The 12,318-nt window shown below is 65.6% G+C and carries 9 protein-coding genes; 2 read left to right on the forward strand and 7 right to left on the reverse strand.

The annotated features are described in order from the left end of the window. Positions 1-2: 2 nt before the first annotated feature. Positions 3-890: a hypothetical protein gene (locus A3G1_RS0124205; RefSeq protein WP_026212464.1), complete on the forward strand. Its 888-nt coding sequence runs from the start codon at positions 3-5 to the stop codon at positions 888-890. Between the two features lie 48 nt (positions 891-938). Here A3G1_RS0124205 and A3G1_RS38990 read toward each other — a convergent pair whose 3' ends face one another. The 3 genes from A3G1_RS38990 to A3G1_RS36610 are packed head-to-tail and all read right to left on the reverse strand — an operon-like array spanning position 939 to position 5,722. Then, positions 939-2,978 (reverse strand): hypothetical protein, encoded by a 2,040-nt coding sequence (locus A3G1_RS38990; RefSeq protein WP_018352085.1) that lies wholly within the window; start codon positions 2,976-2,978, stop codon positions 939-941. Positions 2,979-3,011: 33 nt separating this feature from the next. Continuing rightward, complete coding sequence (locus A3G1_RS0124215) at positions 3,012-5,051, reverse strand: hypothetical protein (RefSeq protein WP_018352086.1); 2,040 nt, start codon at positions 5,049-5,051, stop codon at positions 3,012-3,014. Beyond that, a complete protein-coding gene (locus tag A3G1_RS36610) occupies positions 5,048-5,722 on the reverse strand; it encodes a hypothetical protein (RefSeq protein ID WP_040479484.1) in 675 nt (224 codons plus the stop codon). The genes A3G1_RS0124215 and A3G1_RS36610 overlap by 4 nt, the downstream gene beginning before the upstream one ends. 360 nt (positions 5,723-6,082) lie before the next feature. On the opposite strand from A3G1_RS36610, the gene A3G1_RS38995 reads away from it, so the two are divergent. Continuing rightward, on the forward strand, positions 6,083-6,580 hold the full coding sequence (locus A3G1_RS38995) for a restriction endonuclease (protein ID WP_018352088.1): 498 nt from the start codon (positions 6,083-6,085) through the stop codon (positions 6,578-6,580). A gap of 338 nt (positions 6,581-6,918) precedes the next feature. On the opposite strand, the gene A3G1_RS39855 is transcribed toward A3G1_RS38995, so the two are convergent. From A3G1_RS39855 to A3G1_RS39005, 4 genes are all read right to left on the reverse strand, one after another. Then, positions 6,919-7,713: an endonuclease domain-containing protein gene (locus tag A3G1_RS39855; RefSeq protein ID WP_083937082.1), complete on the reverse strand. Its 795-nt coding sequence runs from the start codon at positions 7,711-7,713 to the stop codon at positions 6,919-6,921. Positions 7,714-7,868: 155 nt separating this feature from the next. Beyond that, positions 7,869-8,705: a hypothetical protein gene (locus A3G1_RS0124235; RefSeq protein WP_018352090.1), complete on the reverse strand. Its 837-nt coding sequence runs from the start codon at positions 8,703-8,705 to the stop codon at positions 7,869-7,871. Positions 8,706-8,747: 42 nt separating this feature from the next. Next, positions 8,748-9,545, reverse strand: coding sequence for an abortive infection system antitoxin AbiGi family protein (locus A3G1_RS0124240; RefSeq protein WP_157641365.1), 798 nt, complete (start codon positions 9,543-9,545; stop codon positions 8,748-8,750). A 146-nt stretch (positions 9,546-9,691) separates the two neighbouring features. Next, positions 9,692-12,307, reverse strand: coding sequence for a serine/threonine-protein kinase (locus A3G1_RS39005; protein ID WP_051110641.1), 2,616 nt, complete (start codon positions 12,305-12,307; stop codon positions 9,692-9,694). Positions 12,308-12,318: the final 11 nt, after the last annotated feature.

The raw sequence follows: 12,318 nt of genomic DNA on the forward strand, positions 1-12,318 counted from the left end.
ATATGATGAAGACCCGCCAGTGGGCTGTGGAGATTATTCTCAAAGAATTCCCCTGGGCTAAGCACCTCCACCCAGCAGAGCTCGCGTGCTTTGCCGATGAGCACTGGATGGCCCACTCCTGGGAAAAGAAGGAGATCGAATCCCACTGGAGTTACATTGTCACGGCACGACTCCGGGACCGCCGCGACGGCCGGAACTTCCAGCTCGTCAACCTCAACGACGGATACCTGCAAGAACAGCGCCTCCGCCGGAAGATGAAGCGCCACTACCAGTGGGACGGATTTCCCTACGAGCAGCCATTCATTACGGACAACGATCGCTGGCGCGAATTTCGATCCGACCTTGAAAAACTCGCTGGCATCTTATATGCACGGTGGCGCCACGACCGAAAGCTCCTCGGCGAACTGGAGCAGTTCCACTTCGTGGCCGAGATACTGAATGCACTGGGATGGGAGTATGCTCCCGAACCAGCACGACGGCACGCCAATCTGCTCTTCGGCGATGAGTTTCGGCGTGACTGGACTTACGAGATGATGGCTCTCCACGACGAATCACTCGACCTTGAACTGTGCCCCCGATGCTACAAGCGGCGCGACCCCGATGCGCCGCACCGGGTGTATTTAGCCCACTACCCCAGCTTTCGCGTCTACAAGATCGGCGTGACAACACAGAGCAGCGATCGCCGGTTGCAGACACATCGCAGCGCAGGAGCCAGCATCGTTGATGCTTTGCCTGCTGCGTCGTTTACGGCTGCTCTCTCGGTCGAGAAGATGATTCTCGAAAAGATGAAGCCGTGGAGGAGGTCCGTCCCATATATCTCCGGGGGGAGTGAATGCTGGTCGGACAGTGCTCGATACGTGGGGCTGCGGAATCTCGCAAAGGTCGATTGAAGGTGCCAGGGCGAGGTGCACGAATGAACGTCGGGAGGTCAGACGTGCTCACGCTGGCAGAGGTGTGGCCGTGGCGCTGGGAGTTGGGCGCATGCCAGGTACTCGGACCACGACGATCTTCCGAGGTGTTTCCTCACTGGAGACCTGCACGGTCTCGACCCAGACGCTGGAGAAGAGGTCGGGGTTGCCGGTCGGGTGGCTAGTGAGGTCGAGGACGAGGAGCAATCCCAGTGCGACGTTGGTGACGCTGTAGGCCCGTGTCTGCCCCAGGTATTTGTGCAGTCCTTGCCTGGAGGCGTCGTCTTGCTCGCGTTTGCACTCGACGTAGAAACTCATCCGGCCTAGGTCTATGACGACGTCGGCGCGGCCGGCGGCGACGTCGGGGACCTCAGCTCGGACGGTTGCGTAGTAGGGGCCTTGCTTGAGCCAGTCGAGGTAGTCGGACTGCAGGCGGTTTTCCTTTGGTACGGGCTCACCGGTTGTGGTGCCGAGGTAGGAGGTCCGCAGCCCGCCTGTGGTTGAGCCGATGTTGAAACACCGGTAGGCAAATAGGACAGTCTCTTCGACGAGCACCCGGAACTCCGCGCCGCCGACCGGCCAGTCCGGTGATGTGGCCAGCTGGGCTTCGATCTGGTCCAGAAGTGCTGCGACCTTGGGGTTCCCGTGCTCCTGGCGCGCGATCTTCTTGTCGTAGAGCACCGTCTCCAGCTCGCGTTGCAGCCAGGGTGGCGCTTGGAGGATGAGGTCGAGGCTTTCAGGCTTCAGGTATCGCCGGAGGGTGGGCACCCGGCTGCTGTCTTTTCCCAGATCGCCTCCGCCACCGCCTGGCGCTGGATGCCGGGTGGACTGGCTTGCTGCAGTGATCGCTTCGAGGAGCTGCTGGGCGTCTTCGTCGTGCTGGAAGCGTTCGTCACAGGCGAGGGCCTTGCGGAGCAGGGACAGGCTGTGGGAATTGTCGAGGAATGCTGACTCGATGGCTGGCCGGATGGCGGCCTCGACGCCTCCGGTCGTGTTCCTGCGGGCTGTCCAGCGAGTGATGGCGCGGCTCTCACGGTACGCGCTGACGAGAGCGCTGATGGCCTCGTCTGCGTGGTACCAGACGTCGTCAGCCAGCGATGGGGTCGCAGCGGCGAGATACACCGAGAGGTTGCCCCATGCCCGCTCCTCCTGGGTGCGGTGCACCATCCAGGGCGGCGTGTAGCAGCCTGATGTCCAAGCAGCCCGGCGGCGCAGAGCCTGGTTGAGACGAGCCGAGGCATCGGCAGCTTCCTCCGGTGCCGGCTGATTGAAGGCGAGGACCGCGTCGATGGCCGCGGCGTAGGCGTCGGCGTCGGGCCGGGTCTCGGAGACCTCGGAAGCGGCGGCGAACCCGCGCCGGGCGTTGAGAAGGCCATCCAGGATTCCGCTGAGATCCGCTCTGCTGAATGCTGTGCGCAGATCCAGCAGAGCGAGTTCGAAGGTGGCGTCGGCATCAAGGGCCTGGTCGTCGGCGAGTTTCCTGAGGATCTCGACGAGTTCTTCTTCTGGGTGCCATTCGTGTAGCAGCCCGATCAGACGGGGAGCACGCCGCCTGAACTCCAGGGGTGTGGTCTCAACCCGCTCGGCGAGATCCGCGCACAGGCCCAACAGCCGATGGGGACGGACCTGGCTGGTGGTGACAAGGTGGACCATGGTCTCCAGCGCCGTGGCCGCCATCGCTGCTGACCGCGGATCTGCCTGCGGTCCACTGCCGGACTCGATCTTGGAGATGAGCGCCTTCTCCAGCGGGACCTTGGCTTGTGCGACCAGCGCCGGATAGCGCAGCAGCCGCGCTGCCGCACTGGCGTACGAGGAAGCACGTTCATGATCGCGGAAGCCTTCGGTAATCGCCTCGATCACCGGTGCCGGTGTCGCTGGCCCATGACCGGCGACGTCAACGAGGTAGACGAACCATGGGCTCAGGGCCAGGAGTCGGGCGGCGGGCTCAACAGCGTCGAAGCCACCGAGGTCAGCCGCGGTGGGACCGTGTGTGAGCTCGCCTGGTCCCGCGCGGTCCGGCCAGGTGGTGACGGCGGCGGTGATCCCTTCGGGTAGCGCCGCCTGCCACATGGTGTCTCCACTCGTCTGCCGATCTCGCCAGCCTCAGAACAGGTGCTTGTTGTCGGGTCCGACAATAAGACGTTCTGGGCGGAATGTCTCCCAGGCCGCGTCGTGGCCGGTCGTCATGATCACCTGTAGTCCGTGTTCTTCTCCCAGGGCCGCGAGCTTCTCAAACATGATCTTCACATCGCCAGGGACGATTTCGACATCGGCCGGAGAGTCGATCAGCAGCAGCCCGGGGTGGGAGTGGATGCCGTGACGACGGCCGACGGAGATGAGGCTGACGATGATCGCGATGCGCAGCCGGACGCGCTCTCCCGGACTGAACAGCTTGAATGCGGTGGGTTTCGCGGCCCCGGATTTGCGGGCGTTGAGCTGCCCGCCCAGCGCCAGCTTGACGGAGTCGAGGTTGGCCACACCCAGCTCCCGTGCCAGGTCGACGATTTCCTGGTTGAGCTCGTCGAACAACTCCCGGGTGGTGTCAGCGGCCAGCTGGTTCAAGGCCGCCTTCGCCGCAGCGAGGATCACAGGAACGTCGTCGTACTCGACAGGCTGGGGTTCGGCTAGCTGGTCGAGGAGCTGCAGCGCACCGGAGAGCCGGGCAACTTCCAGCTCGGCAGCGGTGATCTGCTCCTGGACGTCAGGGCCGCCCAGCGCAGCATCGAGGGCGGCCTGGGCGGCCCGCTGCCGGTCCCGGGCGGACAGCAGGGCGGCCTGAGCGGCCTCCTCGTCCCGGGTGGTGGCAGACTCGGCCGCCCGGCTGGCCCGCAGTCGCTCGGATGCCTGCGACAGCGCTGCTTGCCGTTCCTCTTCGCTGGACTCACCGATGACCATCGGCGTGGTGCAGACCGCGCATTCGTGGGTGGCCTCTTCGCGGGCCTTACGCTCGCTGTCGATGGGGTTCTCGCAGCGCGGGCAGGCACGGGGGTTGAGGGCACCGAACATTGCCCTGGCTGCGGCACTTTCGGAAAGCTCACGGTGACGGCGTGCGTCTTCGATGCGGGCGGTGCGGGCCAGCTCCCGCAACCGGGACAGTTCGGAGGCCCGGCGCTCCAGGCGGGCTACCTCCGCTGCTGCCCCGCGTGCCGCCGTTCGCAGGCCGTCGACGGCGGGTACTGCGGCACGCAGTCCGGCAGCCCGCTCACGGGCCTGGGCCAGCTGCCCAGGCAGGTCACCGAACCGGGCGACACGGACCTGGGCGTCTTCCCTCGCTCTGCGCTCAAGGTGGCGCACGTTCTGGCTGGCCGTCTTCTCGCTGGTTCCGGCGGCGACCACGTCAGCGACGAACGGCACGTCGAGGAATACCTGCATGAGCCGGGTCGGGAGCTGGTCGACGGCAGTCTTGCCGAACAGCACTGAGTCGCCGGCCGAGCACAGGGCGATCATCGGGAAGTAGGCGGGCCAGCGGTGAGGCTGCACGACCCCGTCACGCACACCGTTTTCCTCCACAGGAGCCGTGCCGCTGGCAGCGAAACTGTCCAGCGGGCGGAGGCCGAGCCGTTCCATCATGAAGCGGCTGACCAGTTCCGCCACGGCGCCGGGACCGTCGGCCCGGTCGGCCACCCGGACACCGGCACCTGTTGTTGCGTCCGCGTCCAGCGCTGTCAGCTGGTCGATCGACTCGGCCGTGAGCAGGATGACGCTGTAGTCCCGGGCATCGTGCACGGTGAGGCGGATGGAAACAGGGACCCCTGAAACTTCAAGGTCCACACGGATGTAATCGAACCAGTCGAAGGACTCGGCCCGCCGGTAAACGTCGTCGGATTCTCCGCGCAGCGCGAACACCAGCGCCCACAGCAGGCTCGACTTGCCGGCGGAGTTCTTGTCCTTGCTCGCGATCGCCCACGTCCCGGTGCCGAGACGCACGTCCTTGGCGAATGGGCCGTCAACCCCGTCACGAGTGCCAGACTTCACGCCGCGGACGAAGTAGCGGTGAATCAGCAGCTGCCGGCGAGCAGGCAACGGCGGGCGCAGGCCCACGCCGGCCTCGGTCAGCACGGCACGTGCGCGATCCTCCGTCACGCCGGCATCCTTGGCGATGGCAGCCAGCAACTCGTCTTCACCCGGCAACTCGTCGATCATGAAGTCACTCCCGCTTCCGCGCGCAGGTCGGCGAGGCGCTTGCGTGCCTTAGCCGCGATTGAGCCGATCTCCTCGTTGAGGCCTGTGTCGGCGTAGTCTCCGACCAGGTACTGGCGCTTGCGCAGCGCCGTTCCGGTCAGCCCTGTCGCATCGGCCAGTGCGACGACGATCTTCATCCGCTCCCCGTACCAGGACAGTTCAGGGAAGTCGGCCACCACCGACCGCGCAACTTTGCGCCCCAGGCCGGTGAGGAAGTAGTTGTTCCTGCGAATCCGGCGACCGCCGATCAGCGGATCACGGGCGACGAGCCCTTCAGCGACCAGGATCGACAGCGGCATGTCGAGGGGCTCGAACGCTCCGAACTTGTACCGCAGCATCGGGATGGACCTCAGCTCCGGCTCCTCGGAATCGAGGATTTCGCCCGCTAGCTCCAGCAGGAACTCCTCCCGGCTGGTCTCGTAGTCCGCGAGCAGCTCATAGGCGAGGTAGTCGGGGTAGCGCAGCCAGAAGTCGAGCTTCTGAAGGCGCGTCTCACCTTCCAGCACCGCGACTGCGCCAGCGGGCACTCCTTCCGCCGCCGGATCGGCGATCGGGCGCGCTGCCGCTTCAAGTAACAACAAGATTCGTACCGCGTCGAAGTACGGATCTCCCTCACCACCCGTGGCTGTCACACGTCACAGGGTATCGAGACGCATGCTTCCGAGATACCCCGTAACGCACGGTGGTCGCCCGGCCGCGTAGCGCGCGATTCAGGAGGAGCCACAAGACGGCCGGAACTGTCGGTTCCCCGACAAAACGCGAGCAGGGCATCCAAAGATGTCGGCGCCTGCTGATAGATGAATGTCATGCCAAAAACGGGTAAGCGCAGACCTGCCGTGAGGAAGCGGAGCAAGCCGAAGTCCCGGGTCGATCGGGTCCTGGCGCACTTCGAGGACCACATAGGACAAGCACTCGCTTGGCTGGCGGGGTTGAGCCTCATCCTGTGGTGGGCTGTGGCTGAAGTGACGGCATGGGCCCGACGGCACCCGGTCATGGCGACCCTGCTCGTGATCGCCCTCGCGGCAGCGGCCACGCTCGCGATCCGGAAACTGCTCGCGCGGCGCGCGGAACGCCAAGCCGAGGCCGCAACCATCGCTGCGACGGACGGCATGAGCGGGACGGCATTCGAACACTGGACCGCGAACCTCCTGCGCCGCAGCGGATGCGGCAAAGTCGAGGTGCGCGGCGGCAGCGGCGACCTCGGCGCCGACATCACCGCCCGGCTACCCGACGGGCGCAAGCTCATCGTCCAATGCAAACGGTGGGCGAAGCCAGTCGGCAGCGGCGAAGTCCAGAAGGTAGCCGGCACCGCCCGAGCCGTCCATGGTGCTGATGTCGCCGTAATTGTGACGACTTCACGATTCACCGCCGGCGGCATCGACCTAGCCAGCCGCGTCGGCATCGACCTCATCGACCGTTCCGCTCTCGCCACCTGGGCGGCGAGTGGAATGCTCCCGCACTACCTCGCTGCCGCAAAGTCGCCCAGGTAGGCAATACACAGTCGTTCGGGGCTGGCACTCGCCGCCGCCGGCCTCAACGATCACCCCACCGCCGGGTTGCCCAGCGGCTGTGGGGGATCGTGTATGGGCTCATGGATTGTCAGCCGGGCACCGGAGTCGCAGTATGTGGCTGGCCGGAGCGCACGAACGCGGCTTCACTACCGATATCGATCCCGATCGGTCAGAGCGTGGCTGCGATCTGCACGCCGTGTCATGCGGTTGACAGTACGATCGCGTCAGATACGGCTACAAGTTGTTTCCGCACCGCCCAGTGCCATATTGCCCACAGTGTCTGCTTGCGCGTGGTGCCCAAGGTCGGCAGGTTCGGTTCAGCGATGGTACGAGGTGAGCCGCCAGGCCAAGTCCCGAAGGTGTAACCATTCGTGAGCGAAGCCGCCTTGGGAGAAGCCGAAGTCGTCGAACTCGGTCGGGTACACGGCTTCGGCTTTCTCGTGAGCAATCGCGGCGAGATCTCCGATGATGGCCGCCAGGTCCCCGATGATCGGGTCCGGGATCGCCTGGCTCCGCTCGGCGGCCAGGCGCAAATACTCCACTCTTTTGGCCATGACCTGCTGAAGTTTACGAAGCCTTGAGATATCTTCGAACTGTTGCGGGTAATTACCCGCAAGGCCAGCCCATGCCCTCGTAATGTCCTCGAGTAGCTGGGCGCATTGGCGAGCGCGTGCCCGCTGGCGGCGGCCTACCCCGTTGGCGAGCTGACTGATGCCGTTGAGCTTGTAGGACTCGTAGTAGTCAAGCATCGCAGCCGGATGCCGCTTGCGGTAACGGACGAACGCGAGGCGAGTGTCAGCCCAGGGTCTGCCTTCGACATGGTTGCAGCCTTGGCAGAGGTATCCCCGGACCAAACCGCTCCAGTGATCGTGATCGACGACGAGCGCGTCGTCCTTCTTGCCGCAAACGGCGCACCGGCCGCCATGGAACTCAACGAATCGCGCAACAGCCGTTGCTCCTCCACCGGACAGCAGGCGTTGCGCACGGCGGGCGATGTCCGGATCAGCGGAGCCGGCCAACCCGGTCGCCACCGCCTCGTGGCCGGCGATGGAATCGCGCAGTGGCGGAATGGCCCAGCCCCAGCATGCGGGCTCTTCGAGATTCTTGGTCATCGGCTGCACACGCCGTCGAAATGGGAGCAGGTGCCTCGCCTCGACGGGTGGTCGAGGGAGAGCGGTCCAAGTCGCAGGAACACGGGGTGAGTGTGCCCGAACGGTACGACACAATGACCCCTAGCGTGCCCGTCCGGGTTCAGCGGATTTCTCTTCTAGGCCGCCAGGACCTGCCCGAGTTCGTCCCTGGCCAGTCGCAGGAAGTCGGGCATGGAGTGAGCGGTGATTCGCTGGCCGCGCCAAGGCTCGTCGTGGGTGAAGACAAAGCCGAGTGACCGCCCGGGGAGATAGGTGCCTAGCGCCCCGAAGGTGTCCTGAGTCCCTACGGCCATCAGGTAGCCTCCGTAGAACGCGGTCGGCTGGCCGGTTAGCCTGGCCTCTCCATCCGCTGGGGCGAGCTTCTTCGCGAGGCTTCCGCCGAGGAGCTGCGTTGGTGTGGCCACGAACTGTGTGGCCTGTGTGCTGACGGTGACCCGCAGGGTGTAGCCGCCGACGAACTCCGCCCGGTAGACATTGATCACGCCCTGCATCGAGGACTGCATCAAGAACTCGGTATCCATGCCCGGCGGCCATTGGCGATAGAGCCTGCGGTACACGTCGTAGGCGGGCTCGTGGCCGATCCACGCCGTGCCCACAGTAGTGCGATCATCGACCTCCCGACGGGAGACCCTCCACAACCGAGGACCTGCGGCGCTCACAGAGCCCAGTACGAAGTCGACCTCGTCGAACTCGGTCAGGACGTCGAGGATGTTCTGGGGATCTGCGCCGCGCATCGCGACAAGTTCGCGGGCCGCCCAGCCCAAGTCCGCTCCGGCCATGCCGATCACGAGGTCCTTGCGGAGGATGATCAGCTTCGGCAGCGCGTTACCGAAGACGTCCTGGGTCTTCTCCTCGTCGAAGGCACCGGTCGCCTCGTCCAGGCCGAACGTGATCATGGTGTCGGAGATGAGCGAGATCCTGTCCTCGACCACCTGAGCAACAACGAGAGTCACGGGCTCCAGTATCCCAGGGGCCACGGCAAACGACCGCAGTGGCTAGCCGAGTGCAGGAAACGGTCCGCGTTCGCTAGGGGCCAGGCCAGACAGCACGGCGAGCATGCTCTCAAGACCCCAGCGCGGATCCAGGATCGGCCGGTCCGCCCAGAGCGGTGCCTTCTGCTGCAGGTCTCTGCGAAACCTCTCGTGGTCGTATTCGGGAGCCAGGATGGCGAACGTCTGGGCCGGGTAGATGCGGTAGTCGCCTATGTGGCGCCACTCCCGCTCCCAGAAGAACTCCTTCCTGCCTCCGTCGGTCAGTGGCCCCATCTGTTCGAAGAACGGGGTCAGCTTGAAGATCGGCTCCCCGGCCAGAAGCGCTGCGTCGATCCCTCCTGAGGTTCGCGCGCGATCTTTCGCCTCGGTGACGAGCTCGTTGATGCCCTTGGCCGGCCAGTCCCTTCCGCCGCGAGTCGTGATGTCGGTGTACCAGACCGGATTGACATGGCTCTTGCGGCCGGTGGTCTTGGTGATCGCGATCCCGTAGGGCTGGAATCGCTCCTGCCTCCCCGTGATCTCCTCAACCATCATCCAGGCGTGCTCCAGCGGGGTTTCGGTGAAGCAGACAGCGCGCTGTGTGGCGCCTGTGGCTGCGAGGTAGCTGTCGAGATCCTTGGCGGGGCCGAACGGGCTACGGGCGAGAATGCTGCCCGTGGATGCGATCGACAGCAGGTTGTCACGTGCCACCGGCCCGCCAGGCGTGTCTTTGGTCAGGTGGATCAGGAACGTGGAGAGATCGGTCCGGCGATGGAGTAGATCTTCGATCGTCTTCGGCGGCACCAGGTCATCCTGAGTCATTGCGCGAACCCGGCCATACGAAGACACGCCGTTGAGCTGGGATAACAAGGATTGAGCATCGAGCCTACTGCCCGCCATCCCCTCCCGCAGCCCAGCTGCGCTCCTGGCTCGCACGCGGCCAGCGGCAGAAGGTCACCGGACGAAGCTCAGCTCCCAGCGAGCGCCTTTCGGATACGGTGGTCGACCTCAGGCTCATCCGCCAGCGCCTGGAAGTGCGGGATCGAGCCAGAATGGGCCTTCAGCGCTCGGGCGGCAAGGGATGCGGCATCACCTCTGAGCGAGGTCAGCCAAGCGCGGATGTTGCGCTGGGGCGTCCATTGATCCCAGCTTTCGTCGAGGTCGAACAGGACGTCGGCAGTCCCTTCGAAGAGGTCCCATTCACTGAACTCGCTGGCTTGATGGGCCACGCGAAGCAGCCAGTACAGGAACTGGTCGATGTCGGTGTACTGCAAGCTGATGTAGCCGCCACTGCTGACCTGGAGGACTCCCTTGACCACGTCCAGAACAGTGGCGGCGTCGGCGTCGATCGCACGCCGGATGGCGTCGTCGTCGAGTTTGACGAGGACCTGGGTGTAGAGCTCGTGGTCACTGTCGCTTGCAGCGGCGAGACGAAACAGCTCCACAGGTGCGGAGGTGTCGCCAGCCTCGGCGGCGGCCAGCAACCCCGCGCCCCGGCTCGCGGGCTCCTCGGGCAGGGGGTCGAGTTCGTGGCTGATGAGTGCCAGCAGCTCGGTGATCGTGGCGGGCCGCTGGCCTGGTTCAGGACGAGTGGCGGCGCGGGCGATGGTTCGCCACGGACCGCTGTCGGGAAGAAGGGCGATGTTGGCTTGGGGTTGTTCCTGGCGGATCGCCCAGCCGATGATCTGGCCGACGGCGTAGATGTCGGCTTGTGGCCCGGCTTCGTGGGCGTCAACGGACAGTTCCGGGGCGGCAAAGCCTTTGGTTCCGTACTGCTCGCCGATCCGGGTGCGCCCCGGCTTGGTGGTCTGGCCGCGTGGGCGGCGGACGAGCCCCCAATCTGAGACCACCCAGCGGCCGTCGAGCCAGAGGATGTTCTCCGGCTTCAGGTCGCGGTGCACCACGTCGAGCTGGTGAGCTGCGTCCAGCGCCGCGCAGACCGCGGTGACTAGCTCGCGGAGGTTGCCCGTATCGCGCAAGCTGAGAGCCACAGCTTCCGCCGAGTGGGCGGCGCGGGGCATCACCATCCAGTTCTTCACGGCCGTGAAGCTGGAGTCCAGGACGGGCATGACGTTCGGGTGCCCGCGCAGAAGGCTGCCGACATACACCTCCCGGCGGAGCCGGGCGACGCTGTCGGGGTCGTTGAACCGGAGTTCCTTGAAGGCGATCGGCAGGCCGGTCTGCTTGTGGACACCGGCGAGGACCTTGGCCTGGCCGCCGGTTCCGAGCCGATGCCCGCCGTCAAGGCGGTAGTCCCCCCGCTGCCCGCGCCCTGCGAACTGGACGGCGTCGTACGGACTGAGGTCCGCGTCCGGTCGTGGCTCAGGAGTCGGGCCCTCCGCGCTGGTGACAGCCTGGCGGGGCACCTGCTGGTCGGCGGGCGACATCGCTTGAAGCGGGGCTTCCCGGAGGTTCCCCTGAGTGAGCTTGATGAGGACAGGGCGGGGGTGCTTGAGATCGTTACCTCGCACGTCGCCGAGGATCAGTAGCGGCCCGGTGGGTGTCGCGGCCAGGCCATCGATGCGGTTGACCTGGAGGTTGGCGATCAGTTCGCTGGTCCCGGAGTCGATGGTTGTGCGGAAGACGTCGCCGCGGATCCCGGTGTGGTTGCCCGAGGCGGTGATCACCTCATTCGGGCCGACGATGACCAGGTGGTGCGGCGCGTTGGGGGAGACGATCCAGTCTTCTTGCCGAACCAGGGTGCTGCGGGTGAGGTCGATGACTGCCGAGTGGCCCTGAGCGGCGAGGAAGAATCGCAGGTCGCCGAGCCATCCGGCGTTCAGGACATCAGCGTGGAAGGAGATCGGATGACGTTGCTGTTCACCCACCACCCTGCTCAGCTGAGCCAGCCCCAAGGTCGCGCCCTCCGCTTCCAGCGGACCGCCTCGGCCGCACAGGACCCACGGCTGTTCGCCGGGCCCCCAGAACAGAGACCGCGCGTCGTCGAGTTCCCCCGCGATAGCCGACAAGCGTCCGTTCTCCCATTCGAGGACAGCCGGACCCCGGCGGATCAGCACGCGACCGTCAGACGCGATCAGCGGGGCGCCCGTGCACCCAGCGACCTGGAAGACCCAGCGGGAAATCCCGCTGCGCCGGTCGATCTCGAAGACGCCTTCCTCAGACGACACCAGGATCCGGTCGCCGTCCACCGCGATCCCCGACAGACGCGCGGGCAAGCCACGCTCGCCGCTGAGCACATGGCGCACCTCCACGTCCTCTGGGCTGGAGACCTCCAGATCCCACGGTGCTGGATACCGCGTCGGTGAAACGAAACTCGGTGGCTCGGAGTCGGAGAACTCCGTCAGCAGCTCCGTCACCGAGGTCAGTCCTGTGCCCTGGAAAGCAGCCCGCCCTGCGGACTTCTCGATGATCTCCGGCAACGACATCAACCCGCACAGCGCCGCTTCCACATGCGAGCGATCCAGCAGCACCAGACCAGGGCCGGCTGCTGCTGCGCATTCAACAGCGTCGGGCGCGAATTCGGACATGGACACGACAGCGACCAGCAGTCCAGACCTGTCCGCGGCGGCCCGCCTCCACTCCGTGACCTGTTCCACCGACATCGCCTCGTCGGACCACGCCACGCCCAGCAGCG

It is taken from the genome of Longispora albida DSM 44784, assembly GCF_000379825.1.
Taxonomy (GTDB): domain Bacteria; phylum Actinomycetota; class Actinomycetes; order Mycobacteriales; family Micromonosporaceae; genus Longispora; species Longispora albida.